This window comes from Flavobacterium sp. Flavsp81, from assembly GCF_059491325.1.
Genome location: NZ_CP168505.1, coordinates 1,977,910 through 2,003,066 on the forward strand (window position 1 = coordinate 1,977,910; position 25,157 = coordinate 2,003,066).

Genomic DNA, 25,157 nt, shown 5'->3' on the forward strand with positions numbered 1-25,157 from the left:
TAAAATTCTTATTTATTATCTTTTAACTCCCCAATTAGCAAATCAAGACTTTCTAATAATGCTTTTTTAGCTTCCCCGTCTTCCAGTGCAGCTTTCAAAATCTTGTTTGATTTTAACTGACGGATGATTTTTTGATACTGATCTTTTTCTGTTTCCAGATCCGACAAGAAACTGCTTTGTGACGTGATTCCTTTTATACCAAAATCTCCTAAATTTTTAAAGTTGAGGGCTTCGGTTTTAGTACCTCCGTCAACAGTTTCAAAATTCACTTTTACTTCCGGTTTGAAGTGTTCAAATGCTTTTTCAACACTTGTGATTCCTTCAACCAACTCTGGTTTTACTGGTGCGTCAACAGTTAATTTTTGCGCAACAAGTGTTCTGTTTTGAGGGATTGCAATGATTGCTTCATCAGCATCTAATTTTACTTCATTACCTCCAATTCCATAATTTGATAACATAATTTTAAATTTTTAAGTGATTATTTTATTAGTTCTTTTTACTCTTATTCTTAATTATTGATTTTGATAAATCTGACGGCATACATCTAAATCCCTGCTTACTTTTTCTAATTCTTCTTTATAAGTCTTAGCCGATTGGTTCAGACTGTCTATTAAATGCGAATTATGGGTAAGACTTCTGATCTGCTTTTTATAATCAATAATATTCTTGTATGCCAGAATTACATTGTTGTATAATTTTTTGTTCTCAGTAGTATCTTTTGGAATTTTCTGATACATATTGGCAATCATGACATTTGCCAAACGCTGCTGAAAATCATTATCTACTTTTGGCGAATTAATAGAGTCGATGGTCATTCTGATACTATCTACTTTTATCGAAAAATTAGTTTGATAATCATATTCCCTTTTCATCATTTCATTCTCTGCCTTAAGCATTTTATTTTCTGCTATCGGCATGTAAAAATTAAATGATATCGCACTTAACATAACCAAAAAAGTGAGAATAAAAGCAATTAAAAAAGCTACAAAGGCTTTCTGGCGTTCTGATTTGTTTAATACTTCCATAATTTATTACTATATATTTTTTTAATCTTTTATAAAGAAACCATGTCGTTTCGGATTATGAATGATGTCTTTTTTATCCGTTTCGGCAACAAAAAGTTCTATGTTTTCTTTTTTCTTCCCTATGTAATCGAGCTTGTTCAGCGTTTCAAACAGCTTCTCTATTCTGGCCAGGGCTTTCATAGCGAGTGTAGCTGTTTTATCTATATGTACATGATCGTAACCTGAGTTAATAAGGGACGTGAACAATATTTCAAAATCTCCCTGTGAGATATCGCACCATTCAGCAAAATAATTCAACAGTTCTTCTTTTCCTGCGCCTGATTTTGAATCGATAAAATTTTTCATCACTCTGGCAAATGAAACCACTGAACTTAACATTGCAGCCGGATGCTGGTGCAATGAAAACCAGCGAAACTGTGTCAGACAACTTCCTAAATAGTACCCTGTATTATCCGTCAATTGCATAACCGTCTGCGGCAGCAATCCTGTTTGCTGAGTTCGGTTTATCTTTTGGGAAATCTGTACCGCATAAATCTCTATCTGACCAAATGAACGTGCGATTTGCGTGTGCATATCGACCAATTTTGGATGACAGGCCACAGTAACCGATGGCGGAATATAATCCTCATCAAGAAGTGTCGTATCACCTACCAAAACTTTTCCTATTGCCAGATAAAATCCTCCGTATCCTATTCCGGAACGAAATTCTTCTGCCTTGATCAGGTGAAGCTTATATTCCGGCTGCGTATAGGGATATCTCGGGGGAACCTCATCGGGGTCCGGTTCACCAAACGGAATTCTTTTCTTGGAATTAACCGATATACAAGCCAGTAATACCAATTGTTCACCTTCTTTAATATCATAGGTGTCTTCCGGATACGGAACCTGAAGATCTAATGTATCTGTGTTGCTCTGGCTTATTTCAATCCTTGATCCGTTTGGGGTAATCGCATGACATTCTTCCACACGTACGCGAAGGAGTTTGTGATTGTCAATTGCCAATGTAATTTTTGTAGATTCCTTATTTTGATTTACAGAATCCAGCAATCCGTAACTCATAGGTGTCGTATGAATACCGATTGCATCATTTACCAACTCGGAAACATTATCCTGAATCGATAAAAAATGACTCTTGTTTATCTTCATCCCATCGATCCAGTTAACGGGAAAATGACTTAATTTTTCTATCATAATGCTATATTGTTTTTTTATTTGAAATCAGATCTGTTCTTTTATTTTTTGGTTATTTCCTGATGCTTACTTTTTAAAAAAAAAAAGTAATAATCAAAAAATCATTTTCTTTTTTTACTATTTACTTTACAAAAATATTTTCGGTAGCTTTTAAAATAGGCTTTTTCGGGTTAAACCCTAACAACGGCGCACACTAAGCCCATTTTTACAGAAAATATTTACACGTGATTTTTGTTTTATTGTTGTAAAATCGTTAAGATTTTAAAGCTTAATTATATTAATATTATTAGTGATTATCCTATTTTTTTAATTGATACATTATCATTTCCGGGATTAATAAAATATACTGGTTCACCTGAAATCGAAAACTCATCTTCATCTTTTTCTAAAAATATTATACCCATTTCATCATAATTTATATTGAAATTTATTTTCAGTATTTGGATATGAATAACAGGGTAAAAAATTACATTACCCTGACTTTATTTTAGTTTTATACACATAACCTTTTTTACCAGATTTAGTTTGTATTAACCACCAATTACCCGAATCATCTAAAACCTCTATTTTTTCTCCAGATTTAACTTTTTCAATTATATCTGATGTACCATTTTTATCTTTTCTTAAATTAGTATATCCATCAGGATCTCTAATAAAATAATTTTTAGAAATGCTTATTTTTGTTGTACATTTTTTATCTCTGTCTGCTTCATCAGGAATGGGTACTAATTTTTCTTCGATATTTGTCTCCTTAAGATTGATGTTTTGTGGTACATCACAATTATATTCGACAGCATTTTTACTTTGATCAGATAATGTTTTATAAATTATATTTTTAAGTATCCAACTTTTATTTTCATTCACTATAAAATAATCATTTTCAGAAAATCCCCTATCTGGAAATTTTGTTTTTACTAGTAATCCTTTTTCAGTATTAGGATTATTTACAATCTCATAAACAATATTCCCTCCGTCTTCAGAAAAATTAATCGTTTTTATTGACAAAACGTAATTTTTTCCATCACCTAAAAAAAGCATTAATTCATTTCCTTTATAGGGTGTACTACTTACTACCTTATCAAGAATTTTATCTCCATTTATATCTAGTGCTGTTATAATATAATCACCATTCTTCTCATAAAAAGTGATACTATCTTTAACATCTACATCACCTTTTAATTCATTTGCAAAAAGATCTTTTACTATGCTTTTGTTTTTGGCATTTAACTTTAAAAATAACTCACTATTTATATCTGGGTGGAGTGAATCAAAGAGAAAAAACAAAACGGATTTAGCCTCTTTTACGCTAAGAGAATTCAATAACTCCATTCTGTTATTTTTTATCAAATATTCAGTCGATTTATCTTGGAAATAATTAATACCGTCCGCATCCCGCTTACCTCCATAACAAATGCTGATTATATTTTTCTCATACTGCCTGTATTCTTTCTTTAAAATTAACGAAAACCAATAATCTATATATTTATTAGCGTCATTATATAAAATATTTGGTTTATCTGATGAATCATTCCAGCCAAAATATTCATTTAACATTTCAAATTTATTAGGGAATTGATTTAAATATTCAATTTCATTCTTGCTATTATATGCATTTTTAATATTAATTGGACTTTTAACTTCCTGGGAATAATTTTTACAACTAACTAATAAAAGCAATATTAAAATGTACTTATTCATATTTTATACTTTTTTATTCGAGGAATTCCGTCAGCTAACAAGAACATCATATTCTTGCTAGCTGAGGCTTTTCTTTTTCAATACGTCAATGAGCTTATTATTTTTTTGAATCTATTCTGACTTTATTTTAGTTTTATACACATATCCTTTATTACCAGATTTAGTTTGTATATACCACCAATTACCCGAATCATCTAAAACCTCAATCTTTTCTCCAGACTTAATTTTCTCAATTATATCTGATGTACTATTTTTATCTTTTCTTAAATTAGTATACCCATCTGGATCTAATATTTTTCCAAAAAAAGTATTTTCTTCTTCAGCTGACATTGATAAATATGTTTGAGTATATTTATTAACCAAATCGTATTTATAATAATCATTAGACTTAAATTTATTTAGTAACTCCGGATTTTGAACATAAAAATTATTCAATAAACTATATCCTTTGTTGTCACTTAAATCCTTATCATCATAATATTTCAATTCACTTTCTATTAAATAAGCCAAAGTTTCTTCTAACAACTTTTGATCAACTTTATCTTTAACTTTATTTGCATTAGCATGCAAAAAATAAGCTAGATCAAAAATAAATTCAGGCTTTTTAATTGTAATATCTGAAATTATTTTTTTCCTAATTATGTCTGATTTACTTTTATCATTATACCACAACAAGTGCCATTTAAAATCATCATTATAATCACTTACTTTCTTTAAATTTTTAATGACTGAACTGTAGAGAAACTTATTTTTTTCATAATTTAGGTAAACAACAATATCCTCTGTTTTACCAGCATCCATATTTATTTTCGATATTGCAGTTATGTCATCATTGAATAATATTTTATTATAATTTACAAAATCAATATTATAATTATTATTCATCTCTTCTTTTAATATATCCAAAAATGCATCACCTGCTCCATCAATAACTCCCCGATCAACCTGATACGTATCAATAAATCCTTCATTACTCATTGCAGTAAATCCAAGTCCTCGCTCCAAAAACACATCATTAAATTTTGCTTCATCAATATCTACTCCAAAATATTCGGTTATTTTATTTTTGAAATCATGGTGATTTAAAAATTTATAATTATTAGTTTTTAATAATTTTTCCATCAATGGTAAATATTCAATATATAATTTGTCTTCGTTCTTTTTTATTGAGCTTTTAATTTCCATTTTTTTTTCTTTTGTTTGAGAGTTACACAAACTAAAAAATGAAGAAATTATTAAAGACGTAATTATTGCATTTTTCATAATTATTATTTTTTTTTATCAATCTAAAATATTCCACCAGCTAACAACAGTATCCCACTTTTTGTTAGCTGGGGGCTTTTCTTTTTCAATACGTCAATGAACTAACTTTTTGTATTGTTATATTATAATTATAAATTATACAAATCTTTATCTAACACATTTTTCTAGGATAGTTTCCGAATCATAATCTTCAAAAGAAATATTTCCGAAATTTTTAGTGCTATAATTATAACTCTTTTCTTTTTCATCACCATCACTTCGTTCGTTTTCAATTCTAGAATATTTATGTAGGACAATTCCATTCGCTTCTTTGGAATATTTAAACGTTGTATATTCTTTAACTATTCCATTACCCCAACCGTTTACTTGCTCAACTGTAAAATAATTATCTTTTATTTTAATATCATTAAAACCTGCCGCAACATTCCCTGTATAGTACTTTGCAATAACATTTTTATTTTGAAATAATTTTCCTGAAATATTAATACACACTATAAATTCTTTATAGTCATTTGGTCCAATTTTTTCAGGAAAATCAGTAGAATAAACCATAATTTTATCTTGATTTTTATCTTGATTTTTATCTTGATTAAGATCACAATCCTTCTCAAAAATACTTTTGAACCCTTGTTTTTCAATCTCTTTTCTGAACTCTTCAATAGTCGAATTACTATCTGAATTACTGTTTTCTGAAAGTAATATTTTATCAATATATATTTTTAATTCTGTAGCCGATAACAAGTCATTTGACTGAGAGCTTTCAAAAGTTAAAATATTCTTTTTTGAATCATCAATAAAAGTTAAAATATATTCACTCCCTTTCTTACTTGCTTCAAAAGAACCTTTTTTCCATTCTTCAATTAATTTTTCAAGAGGTATTTTATTAATATCATTACTTTTGATCTCCATATTAGTAGAATATGAAAAATGATTTTTATCAAATTCATAGACAATTAAGTTCGGAAATTCTTCTGTATATCCTGGCAATAATAATATAGCTTCAGTATCATCTTTATTAAATAACAATCTAATTCCATCATAATTTTCAGGAAGATATTCGAAATTAAATAATACTTGTTTCCAATCAGAAACAATCTTTCTATCTACAACAAACTGTAATAGTGTAATATCCTCTATAAATCTAAATTTAAGTAAATAGTTTTTGTAGCTAATATTCAATTCACTTATATCAGTATTTCTCTTATAGTCTTTTTTAAAAACAACTTCTTTATAATTTCCGGTGCTAACAATTTCTTTCTTTGCAATTTCAGTTGACTTATCAACATCTTTACAGTTTATAAACAATAGTACTATAAGTGTAATACTTAATATTTTTCTCATAATTATTTATTTATTATAAAATTCCACCAGCTAACAACAGTATCCTCTTTTTGCTAGCTGGGGCTTTTTCTTTTCAATACGTCAATGAACTATTGTTGTTTATTTTATGCATTAAATTTATCAATCTTGTATATAGTAAAGAATAAAATCATTCATCACATTTTGTTAAGGTTAACGGGTTTTTACCTGAATTTTCTTTAATCATTACAAAATCCTCAATAAAGTCAGTTTCTTCTGTTTTAATATTGTATAAACCATACCAATTTAGAATCATTTTATTGTTTTTAAATCGTAATTTCCCAATTGCTTTTTCTTTTGATATATTTTCTGCATCTAATTTATTTTTGTCAAATCCATTATTATCTTCTTGATTTAAAAATTTGATTAAGAAACTATTCGCCTCATCTGGATTACTTTCAATTTTAGCATTTATATATATTGAATTGGAGTATAATGAGATATATGCATTAGAATTTGTGATTTCAAAAGTTGTCAGTGCATTTTTACAATCAATTCTCCAAATGCCATTTAAATTTTCATCTTGATTTAATACTTCTTTACTATTTTCGCTTTTTAATAGATTATCATTTATACTTTTTAAAATGGAATTGTAATCAATTTTACTATTATTTTCTTTTAATTTACTTAAAGCCATAAACAAATCAACAGAAGAAACAATCAATGTCTTTCCATTTGCATATATAATAACTGACCATTTATTATCTACTTTACTTTTGTCAAATATTTTATTATCATTAAACTTAATAAATCCACTTTCTGTAATTTTCGTTTTATAATTTTCGTCTGCCAAGATTTCATTAATATTCGCACGATAACTATTTTCATCATCTGCGATGGTAAAAAAATTATCTTCACCCTTTTCTCTCTTGATTTTTTTTATTTCTTTTTCTGAAGGAAATAAAAAAACAATAATCGGTTCATTTTTTATGATAAGTGTATCACTGCTTGTCTTATTAATCAATGTAGAATCACTATGATGATCAATTTGATTATTATTATTTTCTTTACAGCTTATAAAGCTTAATAATATAATTGTAATAAGTAATTTATAAATTTTCATAATTTATTATTGTGTAATTTGTACGTGGTAACAGTCATTTTCTACCAAGATGTCGTCTAGTTCTTTTCTTTTCTTTATTTCATTGAAGAACTTTGACTTATCTGTTAGCAATTTATATGCAATATCAAAAGTATTTAATACGTCTGGATTAGCTAAGTGTTTAGATACTGTAGACGGACCTAAATCATTTATTTTATTTTCCATCAATTGTATAATAGTGGCTTTTGATTTACCATTTTTTGTTTCATTTTCATAAACATCAATTACTTTTTGACCAGGGCTTTTATATGTTTTTCGTTGTTCATTTAGATCATCTTCACAATTATTATACATTATACGGGCCTGATCATGTGGTGTTCTTGCAACACTCGTTATATATATGTCAAAATTACCAGACTCTTTTCCGACTTCTCTTAATATTTTTTTTGTTAATGCAGAAAGAGATTCTTCTTTTGCTGTAGCACCTGAAAAATGAAGTTTTACTTCATTTTCAGATGGATCTCCAATTTTATCTTTTTTACATTCATTCAATTTAAATGCTTTTAAACCTTTTTCAAAATTGGTTTTACATTCCTTCCATCCAGCTAAACCTGGATTAACTTTTTTTCTTATTTTTTTTATATTTTCATTAGTGGATTCTTTTATAGTATCAGCTACTTTCCATATTTCATGCTTTTCCCAATATGCCAAAGCTGTCAATACTGCATATTTAGGCTCCTTCACTTTATCAGGATACAACTCTAAATCTATGTATTCATCTGGAAAAACTTCCTTCAAAATCTTAGTAATATCCTGATAATTGCCCCTGCCTGTAAGTTGTTTTAATCCTCTTCCCCTAAATAAATATCCATCACCACTTGCTTCATTACCATTACCATTGCCAAAGCCATTCTCATTAGCATACAAATAATTCAATAATCTTTTTTGAGGGTTATCATTACAATAATCCTGTAACAATCCTTCTTTTTTTAAAGTTTCTGCTCTTTGTCCAAAAACTGCATTACAATTTGAAACATTATATCTCACAGAATCTGTTTCAACCATCCAATCAGGATTTATTCCTAATGTTTCTGTTCCAACTTGAGCAAAAAAGTGAGCTTTTCTTAAGCAAGTATCTAAATGAATTGGTTTTTTATTTTTCTTACTAGTTTTTATATATTCATTTATATAGGAAACGATATCTTGCCTAAATGATTTATGTTTTGTGTAAACTCCAAACATTTTTTCTATTTCATCAAGTGTAATATCTTTATCACAATTAGGGCAAACACCTTTTTTCTCGTCCTTCTTCTCCTCCTTCTTATCAGGCGTAAAAATCTTTGCAAGACTATTAACCACTTCTATAGGATCCGGTAAAATTAAGGGTATGGTTTTAAACATAGATTCTCCCCAATCATATACGGTACCTCTTACAGTTTCTGCTATTCCTTTTTCTTCTTTTTTTGATGGTCCTTTTTTAGCGGCCGGATCTGCAGGCTTTGGTGCTGCAGGTTTTTGAGGCGTTGCTTGTGTAGCAGTTGCCTTTTTCTCAGGATTGATTACATTTATATTATTACTGCTTTCGGTTTTTTGCCTGAAAACTTCTGCCGTAACATAATATTCATGGGTTTTTCCTTCACTTTTATCGCCACTTACTAAATGGGCATTGGCTATTTTTGCAAAATCAACAGCCAACTTAAATTTAACATTTGCAACCCCATTCGATACCCGTTCAGATTTCGTTACGGCTTTGTTATTTTTGTTTATTTCACTGTGTCCTGCGCCCGGAGCATCGTCTTCCCATAAGGTTACATGTACAGTACAATCATTAAGATTTAAACAATGTACCTTCGCTAAAACGGTTTGGTTGTATGCAAAAGGTTTCGTCTGCAGATTCCCTAATGCATCGCATAATTCGACTTTTACTATTTTGCGTTCAATCGTATCCTGAGGTTTAATATCCAGGATAGCTTTTTCTTCGCCCAAACGTGCAAGAATACGAATTCCTTGTCTTTTTAAACTTTTTTCTGTAAATGTATAATTGGCAGTAGGTCCTGTTTTATTATTTTTCTCTTTTAAAATCCACTTTCCAAATTCTAAGATATATATAGACCACTTAACCTGTTCAACAAACGGGTTCATTCCAACAGGGGTTATTTGTCCCGGCAATAAACTGACATGATCAGAATTACTGGTCTTGTAGATTATTTCTTTCCCTACCTCTGGATTAGGATTTCCTATTATTTTAAAATTTGACATATTTTATATTTATTTTCAAATAACATCATCATCATCCAAATCCGCCTGAAAAGCAGCCATATCAACCAAAGGATTTATCTGATTATTCACCTGTGGCTTGGCTTCTTTAGCATTTTGTTTTCCCGGTTCTGCTTTTTGTCCGTGTTTGTCTACTGTAATACAATCAGGTCCTCCGACAGGACAGGTCCCTTTACTGCTTTCTAATAAAATTTTTCCTTTATTAGAGAGTGTAACTTTGTCATAAAAACTGCTCCATTTGGTAATAGTGGCCTGACAAGGCAGGTAATCCCCACTTCCGTTGGGCTGCATTTTGCATTTACCAAAAGTGTTTTTCTCGAGCGTTTGTCCAATTTCTTTATCGGTCGCAATGAGCTTTTTTTCAGCATCTTTATCATTGGCATAATGCTTACTATGTGTTTTTACCTTTAGTTTATCCAACTTAGGTTCTACACTAAACTTGCATTTTACAGTTGCTCCTTGCACTAGTACATGTTTCTCACTCATGGCTTTACCGTTTTTGAATATTAAACATTTTTATTGACACCTTTCTTTTTATAATCTTAAATAATTATTATTTAATCATTATCCGAACTCGTTTGTTTTATACTATCAATTTTAATTGCAATTTTAGTTGGATTATCATAATTGATAGCACACTCCAAATTCATTCTTTCTATATAATAAGAATCAGCATCTAAAAAATAAGCAGCGCTATAATTTCCTTTCCAAGGGGCATATCCCAAATCAATTTCTAAACCGGAATCTATATAATCTCCTTTTTGTTCTACTTTAATCAAATCCTCTTCATCTAAATGAGAGGCCACTTTTTGTTCTGCCTTAAATACCGATTCCTTATTTTTTTCTAATGGAAAAGTAAGCTCATTCTCAAACGAATAGTTAGTTGTATAAGCAACATGAATACCATTGAAAAAAGCTCTCAAAAAATAATCAGACGCAAGTAATTCAAATAATGTATCTGAACTTTCTAGTGCATAATCGATGTGTTTAATATAAGTTTCAGCAACTTCGCCTTCATAATAATCTAAAATTTCGCTTCTTATTTCCTCCCAACGGCTTTCAATTTCATTATAATTATAAACAGCTACCCATTTGCCAAATTCGTCAACAACAATTTCTAACGGATATAAAACTTCAGCTGTCTTTGCTGCCAATTCATTCATCTTTGTATCCGGTACTTCTCCATTAACATAAATATCTGACGCCCGGTTAATCTCGAAGAGATGATATTTATTTTTATCAACGGCAAGCCATTTTACATTCACATTCATTTCTGTAATATCAACTTCATCACCAACCTCTGAAATATATTGTACTTTATAATTTTCATTAGTTCTTTCCGGTGAAAAATGAAGCCTATTGTCATCTCCGAAACTAACATTTTTACGCTTTTTCTCTATTTCGTCATTTGTTTTAGCCTCTTTTTTTTCGGGAGGAAGAATTAATAATTCCAAATGACTTTTAAAATCGGCTTCAATCAAATCAGGAATCCTGCAATATATATTATGATGTCTTCTGAGATCCTGAGCGTCTACACCAAGTTCGCGGGCCACACTTTGCAATGTATCCCCCTTCCTTATCTTATAAATACGGTGTTTGTCATATTCTGACACTTCAGATTCCTCTATGTAATACATTTGCTAAACTTTTTTAGTTCGAGTTCGCTAATTCTGCTTCTTTTTTCTCTGTTTTAGGTTCAAACATGAAACCCTCATTGCCTTTTTTCTCTTTTTTATCCGGCTTAACTTCTTCTTTTTTCTGTCTTTTACAGATTATTACTGAATTCTCTGTGATTCCGTTCATTCCCAAAGTATATTTGGCATCTACATATTTTGCGGTCTGGTACCATTTAGGCTGCAGAAAAAACACCCAGCTACAGTTTTCACCATTCTCTCTTAATTCAATTTTACTTCCGGCATTATGGTCATTGTATCCGGAAACTGTATGATAAAATAAAGCACCGAAATCAATTCGGACAGGCCCTTTGGATCTTATAGTAGTATAATCTGTACTGTCCGGTTTTTTCTGAATTAATAAAGTTATAAGCAATAAATCCTTCATTTCGACATTTTCAATTTCCGGAAAAGGGTTTTTCCTTTCCGGTATTTTCCAGGTAACATATTCTTTTGGAGGAATCTGCATCATATAATTAAATACTGCATAAACACCAGTAGGCACTATAAACATCAGAAAATGCGAACACATCAGGAAAGTAAGTTCAATCCCATTTAGGGCAGTATAAATTACAATAAAGAGTACACTGGAGTAAAGCATAATCAGCAGGGAAAATAATAATTCAATACCAACTGCCTTTACATTAAATTCATCAAAATACCATCTGTACAAATAGACATTGAGGCTGCCAAACAGCAAAGAAGCAATCTGATAAAAAAGGAATTCATCAGACAGTTCGGTAAATAATTTATTATAGCCTAAAAATCCGACCAGTGCATAAATAAGTACAAATGAAAAAATATAGATGTAAAATTTCCTTTTATACTTTACGGCAAATTCTTTTATTTTATCGCTAAATACCATTGTAAGTATAACGCTGACCGCTATAATTACAACTAAAAATACTATAAGCCTGACATCAACAAGGGCTCCTAAATGCTTTTTTATCATTTCTAAATTCGTGTTGTATACCCTAACACAGGTAGTTTGCTAAAATTAAACTCTTCGGTTTCCTGATTCATTATTAAAACTGTTCTTACCTCAACTTCCATTGGGAAAAAATGCTCGCAAAAACAGTCTATAAATATTTTTATCTTTCCATTATTAACATAGTCCGTAAAAGGTTTATTCGTTATTGGCCCAATTTCCAGTGTCAGGTTCATTGAATAATCCATATAATCCTTTCCGGTAATAAAATCGACCCCTAATCGGTTTTCCCCTAAACTGACCTGTTCTTCTTCGGCACTATACTCTTTAGAACTCGTTGCTTTATAACTTACTTTCTCTTCTATGATACTTTCCAGGCAACGGCATGCTAAATCAATATCACCGACAATTTTATAAGTATAAGGCAAAAGCTGAATAAATTTTGAAACTAAAACAGCCGGATAAATATGCGGCAAACCCCAAAAATCATAAAAGAAGTCCAATGGCTTGCTTCCGTTCAGCTTATATAAAAAATCCCTTTCAACACTTTCTATTTTAGTCCGGTAATGAAAAATTTCGTTCTCAAAAGGAGTAAAAAAATTACGGGCTTCGGCCTCTTGTTTTTTCTGATGCTTATGTTCCTTTATCATCTGCCCCACCGACTTATCGGCGTTGTTCTCACTCAAACTATGCACAAAACCTTCCGGAAGTGCATCATACATACTATCTCTTGATAATTTTATGTTAAGATATTCCTGCTTATCATAATTATCATCCTGAATTGATGCTCCCAAAACATCACTCCTGTACGCTCTTGAGAATTGCCCGTGATTAGAAATCGTAATTTCATCCTGCACGACCGCATTACTCTCAAGGAGTTCATTAGCAACAACTTCGGCTCTGATGTCATATGAAATATTCTCTATTTCGTATGCAAGATCCTCAAGACTCTTTTTATTTCTTTGTGTCTTCATTAATTCGCCCTGCACCTATGTAACGTAGTTGAAAATATTCGTCATTGAAATTATATATCGCGAGGCCTTTCTCTGTACAGGCCAAAATTCTGTCGTTGTGCAGATACAGGCCAACATCGGATATTGGATGATCTTTATCGTATCTGAAAAAAACCAAATCACCTTCTGCAAGGAAACTTCTTCCGGTAAAGATCTGAATGGATTTGGACTTCCACATTCCCGCAGGATCTTTAGGAAGTGTAACCTGGTAAACATCACTATATAAAGACTGCAGGAAATAAGCGCAGTCAATTCCTGTCTTAGAAAAACTTTTTTCTTTGTATGGTGTATTAATCCAGGGGTCTATGTAGGAGTATAATCTGTAGTTTCTAATTTTATTGGGCATTACTGCCAGTACAATAGAATATTTTTCCTTTAAAACCAGAATATCGTCACTCAGGTTTTCTGAATTATCATCAACAACAGTTTTATTCTTTAAATCTGCTTCTCCTATTTTGGACTGCTTCTTTAACTGGTCTAAAGAATAATCATATTTAAACGGAATCTGTGAAATATATTTCTGGGCATAACATGCTAAACATAGATGCATCATTATAATTAATAAAACTGCCTGCCTCATAAAAAAATGTAATTATATAATCAATATTTAGAATTTAATGGTAACACTTAAAAATCCAATCACAATAAAAAATGAATGTGAATTCATCTTTCTGCCCAAAACACCAGCCATTTTTTTTATCATTTGCCAGCATAAACATTTATATGAATTTATTTACTTTTATAAATCATTCAAGATACAAACCTAATAAAATATTTTGTAAGAATGCAATTATTTTCATAAAAAATATCATATTATATTTACAATTTTAAAATAATAAAAACTATTTTTGCTTTTCATTTTTCATAAAGTTTATCTTAATAATATCTAACAAACATGGATAAAAAAAATATTGACATCAGGGTTATATTTTTCTTCGTAATCCTTCTATTAATTGGAATTGTTACCTTTATAATTCAATTTTTTAATCATGTTGACTGTGACGATGTCAAATTTTATATTTTCTCGGAACATTCCCAAAATCAGGAATCCATTGAGTTTTATGATAAAACACCCAATGCCAAATTGTGGGAATGGGATTTTGGAGACGGGTCTGCACCTGATAACAGAAGACACACTTTTCACGTATATAAAAACACCGGAAAATATATAGTAACACTTACTGTAAATGGTGATTGTGTCCATACCCGGGAGCTTAATATTACTGATAAATATGCTGCGGATAAACTGGGAACTCCCAAAATCATATCTTCGAAAGTAATTACTGTGGGGCAGCCTACCTATTTCAATTCGATTTCTGAAGATGCAAAAACCTGGGAGTGGGCTTTTGGCGAAAACAGAAGTGTTGATGACACATCACCAAATCCTGTATATACTTTTACTACTTCAGGAGAAAAAACAATTACGCTTGTTGTCAATGGAGATTTTAGCCGTGTCGCCAAAAAAACTATTTATGTACATCCTAAAATCATAAAAAAAACAAACCCTCTTGATATAACATCATACGAGTATGAGAAAAAAGCTTCAGCTTTTTCACTTCCGAGAGGTAAAGCAAAAAAAGATCCTTTGGAAGATATGCTTCAATATGTACCTGTGGCCCCAAAAACAAAAATGCAGAAAGACAGTGCCGGCGTAATCAAAAAAGCACCAAAAATATCTGAAGATCAATTTGAAATATTACTGATCAAGGTTGCGGAAGGCAGTAAAGTAAAAGATGATTTTTCAGAATTCTTATGTGATGATCTTGACATTCCAATTGTAAAAAATGATGATGAATTACTAACCTTCAGTCAATTGTGTTCCTCAATTAAAGGAAAAAAAATAAAAATAGAGTCAATCCGATTAAATAAAGACAAGGAAAACAACTGCATAAAAGGATTAAACATTACCTATAAAGTTAAAAAATACCTGATCTGGTATAAAGATTAATTAATATGGAAGAAGAAAAAAATATTTTCAGTACAGAATTATTAAATGCGCTTGAAATTGCAAAAAAAATTGCGAAAAACAATTTAAATAAATATTACTCTGCATCACATTTACTGAAAGCCATTTTAAACAGGGATTTATCACTTTTAAAGCGTCTGGAAGCTATGGGCAAAGATGTTTATTACCTTGATGAATGGGCAGAAGTAAGAATGGAAGAAGAGCCCAAAACTACTCACGTAATTGATGCAGAACCCAGTGATGTGATTGACGAAATCATAAAAGAAGCAGAATCGATAAGAATTGCATTAAATGAAGATGAAATCAGTCTTTATGCAATCATAGTGGCTTTGAGCTCTCCGGGAGTTGGTTTTAATTTCGATCAGATGAAAACCTATCCTATTTCCAGAAATGAATTACTGGAAGATCAGGTGGTAATTCCGCAAAATGACAATTTTGCCAAGCAGGAAGTCAAAAAAGGTTTTTTAGGCAAATATTGCATCCATAAAAACCTTGAAAAAAAGAAGAAAAAAGTAATTGCAATTGGCCGTGAGACAGAATTAAATACTATAAAAGAAATCCTTTGCCGGTTTTCTAAACCTAATGTATTGCTAATTGGTGATCGCGGTGTTGGTAAATCGATATTAATAGATACACTTGTTCAGAATGTAATCGACAATCAGGTGCCGGATGCTTTGAATAAAGTACAGCTTTTCGAACTGGATTTATCTTCCTTAATCGCAGGTGCATCATACAAGGGAGAAATAGAAGACCGCTTAAAAAACTGTATCCAGGAATTAAGACAATATCCAAAAGCAATTCTTATTATTGAAGAAATCCATACGTTATTGGACAAAAATGGCGGTGATTCCGGAGTCTCCAATGTTTTAAAAGGGGAACTGGCCAAGGGATTGAATATTATAGCGACCTCTACAATAGATGAATATACGAAGAGAATCGAAAAAGAACAAGGTTTGTCAGGAATGTTTGAAATTGTAAGACTGCAGGAATCCGATGATGAGACTTTATTCAGAATGATTCGGGAATCAATCAAAACCTATCAGGAGCATCATAAAATACAAATTGACGATGAAACAATAACGGAATCCATTCGTTTATCCAGAAGATATTTAAAAGAAAAAAGCCTTCCGGAATCGGCAATAAACCTTATCGATCATACAATGTCGGTATTGAAAACATCAGGTGAAACTTTTTTAAAGGAAAAACAATCTATTCTCGATAAATTAACTGTTTTAAAGAATAACGAAACGAATTTACCTGAAGAACAATTAATAAAGGAATGCAACTGGTTCCTAACAGATTTAATCAATAAAACCACTTTTTTGATGGTTGTGGAAGAAGAAAATCAGGTAAAAACTTTTGAAACTTCTGATTTGCTTATTCATCATATTGAAAACCTCATAACTGCAATTGAAGAAAGGGCATTAGACAAACGCGTACACATTGAAGCTTTTGATTTATCCCTTATCATTGCTCAGAAAACAGGTATTCCTGCCGGAAAATTAAAAGAAGAAGAGAAACAAAAACTGAATAACATTGAAGATGTTTTAAGCAGACGGGTTATTGGCCAGGATCATTGTATTGCAACCGTTGCCGGATCTATATTAGAATCGCGATCAGGATTAAGCAAAGCCGGACAGCCTATTGCATCATTCTTTTTTCTAGGGCCTACAGGGACAGGAAAGACAGAATTAGCCAAAAGTTTAGCGGAATTTCTTTTTCAGGATGAAAATGCTATCATCAGATTTGATATGTCTGAATTTAAAGAGGAACATTCGGCTGCATTACTGTATGGGGCGCCTCCGGGATATGTGGGATATGAAGAAGGTGGATTATTGGTGAATAAAATAAGACAAAAACCCTATTCTATAGTATTATTTGATGAAATCGAAAAAGCCCATACTTCGGTTTATGATGTGTTCCTGCAAATAATGGATGAGGGAAAATTACATGACCGTCTCGGAAAAGAAGGAGATTTTTCGAATGCTATTATTCTTTTTACTTCAAATATCGGAGCAGATCATATTGTAGAAACATTCAATAAAGGTCAAATCCCAGGTTCATCTTCTTTGATGGAAATCATGGGAAATTATTTCAGACCTGAGTTTTTAGGAAGACTTACCGAAATTGTTCCTTTTGCACCAATCAGTAAAGAAAATGCCATAAAAATATTTGAAATACATCTTAAAAAAGAATTCCTGGAGTTACTGAAAAATATCAATATAACAGTTGAAATTCCGATGGAAGCCAAACTCTATCTTGCCGAACATGGTTATAATGCCAAATATGGTGCAAGACCTATAAAAAGCATTATCAGAAGCCATTTAAGAAGACCATTGGCAAAGAAAATCATTTCCGGAGAGGTAAAAGACGGCGATAAAATGATTGTAATAATAGAAGATGGAGAGGTAAAATGGGTTAAAGAAGAGTCTTTTAGCACACTTAATGTTTAATCCGGCTGCGCGCTCAAAATATTATAATACGCTTATTTTTTACTTTGAGTAATTTATATTCTCATCAGAAATAACATTTAAATAACCTAAAATGAATAAAGAGGAAATTTTAACCAAGCGGAATTTTAAAGAAATCAGCGATAAAGTTGATAAAGCTTATGACAATTTTATTCTTGAAAATGTAAATGACCATTGTTTAAGAATTGCCGTTTTTCAGGGAGAATATAAATGGCATTATCACAACGATACCGAAGAACTTTTTATGGTTTTGGAAGGCGAGCTAAAAATTGAAATTAAGGATTCTGAAACAATATTTTTGCGAAATGGTGATTTTATTAAAATTCCGGCCAAAACTGTACATCGAACAAGTTCAGCAGTCAGAACCGTAAATTTGTGTTTTGAAAAAATTAAAGAGGATACAATTTTTGTTGACTAAAATTTTTAATACTAACCTGTTGATGTAATTATTAAAAACGTCAGTTCGAAGCTGAATTTTTTACAAAAAAACAATATTAAATGACGTTACTAATTAAGGTCCTAAATTCCATCGAAACCTTTGTCCGGCTGAGCAGAGTCGAAGCCTGTCCTAATTGGCAAGCCTTCGACTCCGCTCAGGGTAACACTTAGTCAAAGAGGCATTTAGCACAACAACGTCATTGGTAGTGTTTTTTGTGCAGAGAAACGGAACAAACTTCCCGATACGCTTCACACTCGAAGTGACGCGTATCGAGAACTGTTTTTAATGCTAATTTTTCTGTTCTCCATACAATTTTCTATCGAAAATCACTCGAACTGACGAAAAATTATCATCAAAAACTAATTTAGACCCAACTGCTATTGTTAATTCTCATACGCCTGATTATCCCCAAAACTCTTTTAAAAATGTTGTTGGTCGAAATTGTGCCGCAAAAAATATTGATTTGTCTTAAATTTATATTCTAATCTGTTTACCAACATATTATTAATATGAACCTGATGAAAAATATTTTTCTAATACTGAGTTTTTTTTGCATACTAACACCTGTCTGCAGTCAGAAATTAGTAAAATCACCTGAGCCATTTGGTCCTTTGCCAACGCAAAAACAAGTTGACTGGCAGGAAATGGAGTTTTATGCATTTGTACATTTTTCATTAAATACGTTTACCAATAAGGAATGGGGTTATGGCGATGAATCTCCGCAATTGTTTAATCCTACTGCTTTAGATGTGCGCCAATGGGCGCGTGTAGTGAAGGAAGCAGGCATGAAAGGAATTATATTAGTAGCAAAACATCATGACGGGTTTTGTTTATGGCCTTCTGCCTATACGGAACGTTCCGTAAAAAATTCTCCCTGGAAAAATGGTAAAGGCGATTTGGTTAAAGAATTGGCTGCCGCCTGCAAAGAATATGATTTAAAGTTAGGTTTATATCTTTCTCCCTGGGACAGAAACCATCCCGAATATGGCAAACCGGAATATATTACTTATTTCAGAAATCAGTTAAAAGAACTGCTCACCAATTATGGAGATGTTTTTGAAATGTGGTTTGATGGTGCCAACGGTGGCGATGGCTATTATGGAGGAGCCAATGAAACCCGAAAAATAAATACTCTTGAATATTATAATTGGGATGAAACCTATAAATTAATTTATAAAATAGCACCAAAAACACTGGTTTGGGGAGTTGGACCCTCTGAAGCGAGATGGATCGGGAATGAAGAAGGACGCGCCGGGAGAACAAACTGGAGCCTGTTACGCCAAAAAGATGAACTGGCCGGAAAAGTGCATTATACCGAGTTCATGTCCGGACATGAGGATGGCGAAAAATGGGTTCCCGGAGAAGCAGATGTATCTATAAGACCGGGATGGTTTTATCACGCTGTTGAAGATGACAAGGTTCGTCCTCTGGATGAGATGATTGATATTTATTATGAATCGATAGGACGAAATGCCAACTTGTTACTTAATCTGCCTGTTGACAGAAGAGGACTGGTTCATGAAAATGATGAGGCGAGGCTAAAAGAATTAGTCGCTGCCATAAAAGCAGATTTCAAAACCGAATTATTATCCAAAAGCAAAACAAGCGCAGACAATGTAAGAGGAAACACTACTGAATTTGCTGCCCAAAATGTAACCGACGGAAATAAAAATACTTATTGGGCCACTAATGATAATATCAAAACAGCCTCTATTGTATTTGAATTTGATCAGCCTACAGCAATTAACCGGATTCTGCTTCAGGAATATATAAAACTGGGACAACGTGTTAAGGCCTTTACTGTCGAAGCCAAAGTTGACGGAAAATGGGTGACTGTTGCCAGCGAAACCACTATTGGCTATAAAAGAATTTTGAGAATAGAGAGAGTTACAGCCTCAGCTCTTAAAATTAATATTACCGACTCAAAGTCAAGCCCTGTTATTTCAACTATTCAGGCATACAACGCTCCTACCCTTGTGCGTATTCCCGAAATCGAACGTGATAAAAATGGAAAGGTTACTATGAAAGCTGAAGAAGGAAACAGTATTTATTATACCCTGGACGGAACTAATCCAACGGTAAAGAGCAAATTATACAAAGATCCCTTCAATTATAATAAAGCCGTTCAGATAAAAGCTATTGCATTAGATACAAAAGAAAATATAAGCAGTGCAATCAAAACAGCAAAATATGGTGCCTCAAAAGAAAAATGGAAAATAATTTCTGCTTCGAGTGGTGACATGAATACCATAAACAGAATTATAGACGGCAATCCAAATACTGACTGGGCCTTTGGCGGCAATATCCATAAATTACCTCAGGAAGTATCGATTGATATGGGAACCGTTATTAAAATACATGGTTTTACCTACGTGCCGCAACAAACAGGGAATACTCTTAATTTAATATCCAATTACGAATTCTATACCAGCATAGATAATATAAAATGGACTTTGCAATCTAAGGGTGAATTTTCAAATATCAAAAACAATCCGATAGAACAAATTAAAATGTTTGGTGCCGTTAAAGCCCGATATCTGCGCTTTGTTGCCAAATCAACAGAAGGAAAAGGACAAACTGCTTCTATTGGAGAAATAAATACAATAGAAAAATAGTAAAAACAGCCCTAACAAATATTGATTTTTTTTAACATTTCAATTATGTCTTTTACCGAAGGTTACAGGTCATTAGTCGAATTTTTAATTTCATAAAGATCGTAATACCTTAATTTTATACTATTAATTAAATGAAACTACGGGAAATGAGTAGAGAAGGTATAAATTTTAAAGAAGCAGGAAAATTTGAAGAAACACGTTTTGAGAAAATTCACAATGTTATTTTCGAATCATCTCAAGAAGCTTCTGTGCTTGTCGCACAAGAAATTGCTAACATAATTCAGAGAAAAGAAGAACTAAACGAGCCTTGTGTTTTAGGTTTGGCAACAGGATCTTCACCAATAAAAGTTTACGAAGAACTGGTTCGGTTACACAAAGAAGAAGGTTTAAGTTTTGCAAATGTAGTAACCTTTAATCTGGATGAATATTACCCGATGGATAAAAACAATATCCAGAGTTATCATCATTTTATGCATGAGCATCTTTTTAATCATGTAAACATTCTTCCTGAAAATATAAATATTCCTGACGGAAATATAAGCAGTGAGGATTTACAACAATATTGTATCGATTATGAAATGAAAATCAAGTCTTATGGCGGATTGGACTTTCAGCTTTTAGGAATCGGCAGAACCGGGCATATCGGATTTAATGAGCCAGGATCTCACGTAAATTCAGGAACAAGAAGTATTACGCTTGACCATATAACCCGTATAGATGCTGCATCTTCATTTTTAGGCATCGATAATGTACCCCGAAAAGCGATTACAATGGGAATTGGTACTGTAAAAAATGCCAAAAGAATTGTACTTCTTGGATGGGGAATTAGTAAGGCCGGTATCATAAAAAATACTATCGAAGGAGAAATCTCTTCCAGAGTACCGGCTACTTATTTACAAGAACACAGCAACACCACATTCGTTTTAGATACAGAAGCCTCATCAGAATTAACAAGAGTAAAAACCCCGTGGTTAGTTAAATCGGTTATCTGGACAGAGGAATTAAAGCTTAAAGCTGTTGCCTGGCTAAGTGAATTGACCAAAAAACCTTTTCTTAAACTAACTGATAAAGATTATAATGACAACGGTATGTCCAGTCTTTTGACAGAAGAAGGAACCGCATATGATTTAAACATCAAAATGTTTAACAAAATGCAGCAGACTATCACTGGCTGGCCCGGAGGAAAACCTAATGCTGACGATACTTACCGACCAGAACGTTCAACTCCGGAAAGAAAAAGAATTATTATTTTCAGTCCGCACCCGGATGATGATGTTATTTCGATGGGAGGAACTTTTGACAGACTGGTAGAACAAGGACACGATGTACATATTGCCTATCAAACTTCAGGAAATATTGCTGTTTCTAATGAGGAAGCTTTAAAATTCGCTGAAATTTCTATGGCATTGAATACTAACTCCGGCGAATCTGAAAACATCATCAACTTTTTGAGGAGTAAAAAGGACAATGATATAGATTCGCTTGAAGTTAGAAAACTAAAAGGCTTAATCAGAAGAAGCGAATCTCTTGCTGCTACCCGATATTTAGGCTTACCTGACTCTAATGTTAATTTTCTGGATCTGCCTTTTTATGAAACCGGTACCGTAAAGAAAAATAATCTGGGGGAAGCCGATATTGATATTATGTGTGCCATTATTGAAAGAATAAAACCGCATCAGATTTATGCGGCAGGAGATTTAGCGGATCCGCACGGAACTCATAAAGTCTGTCTGGACAGTTTGTTTGAAGCATTAAAAAGATTAAAACACAATAGCTATATGGATGATTGTTGGGTTTGGCTGTATCGCGGAGCCTGGCATGAATGGGAATCTTACCAAATTGAAATGGCGGTTCCTATGAGTCCGGATCAGGTTCTTAAAAAACGTCATGCCATTTTTTATCATCAATCCCAAAAAGACGGTGTGATGTTTCAGGGCGATGACAACAGAGAGTTTTGGGTAAGGGTCGAAGACAGAAACAGATTAACTGCAGAAAAATACCATGCTTTAGGATTGGCTGATTATTCGGCTATTGAAGCATTCAAACGCTATTTTTTCTAGTTTATCCAAATTATAAAATACAGTAAATTATATTTTCATGTAATTTATTTTGGTTAGTTACCTGTATGTTGAAAATGCAACCGTAAATGGTTGCATTTTTTTTTATAACATGATTAAAACTGTTATTTACTACAAACCAATAGATTAAAAAATAGAACTTGAATAAATGCTTTCATACTTTGTAGAAATTATTAAATTATTGTCACCCTGAGCGGAGTCGAAGACTTGTTCGTTTAAAAGGGCTTCGACTCCGCTCTGCCTGACACCTGCTTAATTCAGGTATTAAATAGAAGAATTTAAAATCCTTTGTTTTACGTGATCAATATAAGATCTGCCTATCACATATCTAAGGCCCTCAATTTCTATACTATTACCTTCAACAGCATCAATTTTATCAATGGCTATGGTATATGATCTGTGAATTCTTAAAAAGTTTCTTTCGGGTAATAAATCTGTAAAATCAGACAGGGTGCTGTGAATTATATATTTGCCAGATAAAGTATTTATTTTTAAATAATCCTTCAGACTTTCGATAACCAATATTTCATTAAAAAAGATTTTCTTCATTCTTTTTTTATCAATTTTAACGAAAATAAAAGGGTGTTCCTGAGTGTTTTCCTGACTGGTACTGCTATTAGTGTTAAGCCTTTTACTGACTTTGTTCAACGCTTTCATCAGTCTCGAAAACTCGATGGGTTTTACCAGATAATCCAAAACATCCAATTCGTATGTTTCAATAGCAAATTGACTATAGGCACTGGTAATAATAAGCAAAGGAGGGTTTTCTAAACTTTTTATAAAATTTATACCATCCAGGACCGGCATATTAATGTCCAGAAAAATTAAATCAACTTTATTGTTTTTTAGAAAATTTAAACCTTCGATCGGATTACTAAAGGTGTCTATTAATTCAAAATCTTCAATAGGCTCTAAGAAATTTTTAATGACATTAATAGCCAATGGCTCATCATCTATAATCAAACACTTTATTTTCATTTCGGTTTGTTGTTTTAGCGAAAATAATTTAGCAGGAATAATTTTAAAAAAAGAAATTAGTTCTTTTAAGACACTTTAATTACAAGCTTAACGACAAAAATATTCTTTTTATTTTTAAAAGAAAGCTTATAATCATTTTTATTATAGCCTAATTCAAGTCTTTTTTTAACGTTTTCAATTCCTATCCCGCCTGACCTGTTAAAATTGTCTTTATGTGTTGTAATTTCAGGTGTTGGGTTTGAAATAGAGAAATGAAGATAATCTCCTTTAATCTTAAAATTAATATCAATTATCACACTTCCTGTATTTTTATTTACACCATGTTTAAAAGCATTTTCAACAAAAGTCAGCAATATAATAGGGCCAATTTTCTTATCGTGTATATCTCCGGAAATAGACATGTTTATTTCCAGCCGATCATCATTTCTGATTCGTTCTAAATCCAGATAATTCTGAATACAAAGTATTTCATTTTTTAAGGATTGCCTTTTACTCTTTGTTTCATAAAGCATATAGCGCATAAGCTCAGAAAGTTTGAGAACAATCTTTGGCGTTTTATCCGATTTTTCTACAGATAAGGAATAAATATTGTTAAGTGTATTAAAAAAGAAGTGCGGAGAGATTTGGGATTTCAAAAAAAGCAATTCAGTTTCCAGTTGCGATTTCTCAAGATCTGTGACTCTTTTTTGTTCTTTCAAAAAATCGTAAGTAATCTTGATTGCGGTGACAAATGTTATTACATAAAGTTCGCCCATCATCATATCAATAGTATAATTGAGTGTTAATTTATCTATTGTTTCAGGTCCTTCAGGCCAAACTTCATGGGTTATCAGTAAATAAGTCATGTTGAATTTTACAACCACCATAATGAATATGGCGGCTAAAATAGAAATTACATACAGCAGGTATTTTTTTCGATAAACCAAATGTGGCATAAGAACCAAAACATTCAGATAGCACAACGACATATGAATCGGAAAACCTAATAAATTTGTTTTCAACGAATAAAAATAATCATTAAAATAACTTCCCCAGCGAAAGGTATTAAACAAGAAATAAGTTGACCAAAACACGATGTGGTAGCGCAATGGTATTTTATATAATTTACCCGAATTTAAAATCATGATATTGGCTATGTTTT

The 25,157-nt window shown here is 31.9% G+C and carries 20 protein-coding genes; 5 read left to right on the forward strand and 15 right to left on the reverse strand.

What is annotated here, in order from left to right; genetic code table 11:
• Positions 1–8: 8 nt before the first annotated feature.
• From ACEN92_RS07990 to ACEN92_RS08050, 13 genes are all read right to left on the reverse strand, one after another.
• Positions 9–458: a hypothetical protein gene (locus ACEN92_RS07990; protein ID WP_007809498.1), complete on the reverse strand. Its 450-nt coding sequence runs from the start codon at positions 456–458 to the stop codon at positions 9–11.
• Between the two features lie 54 nt (positions 459–512).
• Positions 513–1,025, reverse strand: coding sequence for a type VI secretion system TssO (tssO, locus tag ACEN92_RS07995; protein WP_495641845.1), 513 nt, complete (start codon positions 1,023–1,025; stop codon positions 513–515).
• Between the two features lie 21 nt (positions 1,026–1,046).
• The gene (locus ACEN92_RS08000) at positions 1,047–2,216 is read right to left on the reverse strand and encodes a hypothetical protein (RefSeq protein ID WP_495641846.1); all 1,170 of its coding nucleotides are present in this window, start codon (positions 2,214–2,216) and stop codon (positions 1,047–1,049) included.
• Positions 2,217–2,687: 471 nt separating this feature from the next.
• Positions 2,688–3,914 carry an SH3 domain-containing protein gene (locus ACEN92_RS08005; protein WP_495641847.1) on the reverse strand — a complete coding sequence of 409 codons (1,227 nt, stop codon included), beginning with the start codon at positions 3,912–3,914 and terminating at the stop codon, positions 2,688–2,690.
• Between the two features lie 111 nt (positions 3,915–4,025).
• The gene (locus ACEN92_RS08010) at positions 4,026–5,177 is read right to left on the reverse strand and encodes an SH3 domain-containing protein (protein WP_495641848.1); all 1,152 of its coding nucleotides are present in this window, start codon (positions 5,175–5,177) and stop codon (positions 4,026–4,028) included.
• A gap of 147 nt (positions 5,178–5,324) precedes the next feature.
• Positions 5,325–6,518 (reverse strand): hypothetical protein, encoded by a 1,194-nt coding sequence (locus tag ACEN92_RS08015; RefSeq protein ID WP_495641849.1) that lies wholly within the window; start codon positions 6,516–6,518, stop codon positions 5,325–5,327.
• Between the two features lie 148 nt (positions 6,519–6,666).
• Positions 6,667–7,599: a hypothetical protein gene (locus tag ACEN92_RS08020; RefSeq protein ID WP_495641850.1), complete on the reverse strand. Its 933-nt coding sequence runs from the start codon at positions 7,597–7,599 to the stop codon at positions 6,667–6,669.
• Positions 7,600–7,605: 6 nt separating this feature from the next.
• Positions 7,606–9,837 (reverse strand): glycoside hydrolase family 19 protein, encoded by a 2,232-nt coding sequence (locus ACEN92_RS08025; protein WP_495641851.1) that lies wholly within the window; start codon positions 9,835–9,837, stop codon positions 7,606–7,608.
• 15 nt (positions 9,838–9,852) lie between these two features.
• Entirely contained in the window at positions 9,853–10,341 is a 489-nt protein-coding gene (locus ACEN92_RS08030; protein WP_495641852.1) for a DUF4280 domain-containing protein, read from the reverse strand.
• A 71-nt stretch (positions 10,342–10,412) separates the two neighbouring features.
• The gene (locus ACEN92_RS08035) at positions 10,413–11,492 is read right to left on the reverse strand and encodes a LysM peptidoglycan-binding domain-containing protein (RefSeq protein ID WP_495641853.1); all 1,080 of its coding nucleotides are present in this window, start codon (positions 11,490–11,492) and stop codon (positions 10,413–10,415) included.
• A 13-nt stretch (positions 11,493–11,505) separates the two neighbouring features.
• Positions 11,506–12,480 carry a TssN family type VI secretion system protein gene (locus tag ACEN92_RS08040; RefSeq protein ID WP_495641854.1) on the reverse strand — a complete coding sequence of 325 codons (975 nt, stop codon included), beginning with the start codon at positions 12,478–12,480 and terminating at the stop codon, positions 11,506–11,508.
• Between the two features lie 2 nt (positions 12,481–12,482).
• Positions 12,483–13,430, reverse strand: coding sequence for a type VI secretion system baseplate subunit TssG (locus ACEN92_RS08045; protein ID WP_495641855.1), 948 nt, complete (start codon positions 13,428–13,430; stop codon positions 12,483–12,485).
• The gene (locus ACEN92_RS08050; RefSeq protein ID WP_495641856.1) at positions 13,411–14,022 is read right to left on the reverse strand and encodes a C40 family peptidase; all 612 of its coding nucleotides are present in this window, start codon (positions 14,020–14,022) and stop codon (positions 13,411–13,413) included. The genes ACEN92_RS08045 and ACEN92_RS08050 overlap by 20 nt, the downstream gene beginning before the upstream one ends.
• 342 nt (positions 14,023–14,364) lie before the next feature.
• On the opposite strand from ACEN92_RS08050, the gene ACEN92_RS08055 reads away from it, so the two are divergent.
• The 5 genes from ACEN92_RS08055 to nagB all read left to right on the forward strand — a co-directional run bounded on the left by ACEN92_RS08055 (position 14,365) and on the right by nagB (position 23,020).
• Positions 14,365–15,417, forward strand: coding sequence for a PKD domain-containing protein (locus ACEN92_RS08055; protein WP_495641857.1), 1,053 nt, complete (start codon positions 14,365–14,367; stop codon positions 15,415–15,417).
• A gap of 5 nt (positions 15,418–15,422) precedes the next feature.
• Entirely contained in the window at positions 15,423–17,888 is a 2,466-nt protein-coding gene (locus ACEN92_RS08060) for an AAA family ATPase (protein ID WP_495641858.1), read from the forward strand.
• A 91-nt stretch (positions 17,889–17,979) separates the two neighbouring features.
• A complete protein-coding gene (locus ACEN92_RS08065; protein ID WP_495641859.1) occupies positions 17,980–18,324 on the forward strand; it encodes a cupin domain-containing protein in 345 nt (114 codons plus the stop codon).
• A gap of 539 nt (positions 18,325–18,863) precedes the next feature.
• Positions 18,864–20,960, forward strand: a complete 2,097-nt coding sequence (locus ACEN92_RS08070) for an alpha-L-fucosidase (protein ID WP_495641860.1) — start codon at positions 18,864–18,866, stop codon at positions 20,958–20,960.
• Positions 20,961–21,106: 146 nt separating this feature from the next.
• Positions 21,107–23,020, forward strand: a complete 1,914-nt coding sequence (gene nagB, locus ACEN92_RS08075; RefSeq protein ID WP_495641861.1) for a glucosamine-6-phosphate deaminase — start codon at positions 21,107–21,109, stop codon at positions 23,018–23,020.
• Positions 23,021–23,302: 282 nt separating this feature from the next.
• On the opposite strand, the gene ACEN92_RS08080 is transcribed toward nagB, so the two are convergent.
• Positions 23,303–24,016 (reverse strand): LytR/AlgR family response regulator transcription factor, encoded by a 714-nt coding sequence (locus ACEN92_RS08080; protein WP_495641862.1) that lies wholly within the window; start codon positions 24,014–24,016, stop codon positions 23,303–23,305.
• 65 nt (positions 24,017–24,081) lie between these two features.
• Positions 24,082–25,140, reverse strand: coding sequence for a sensor histidine kinase (locus ACEN92_RS08085; protein ID WP_495641863.1), 1,059 nt, complete (start codon positions 25,138–25,140; stop codon positions 24,082–24,084).
• Positions 25,141–25,157: the final 17 nt, after the last annotated feature.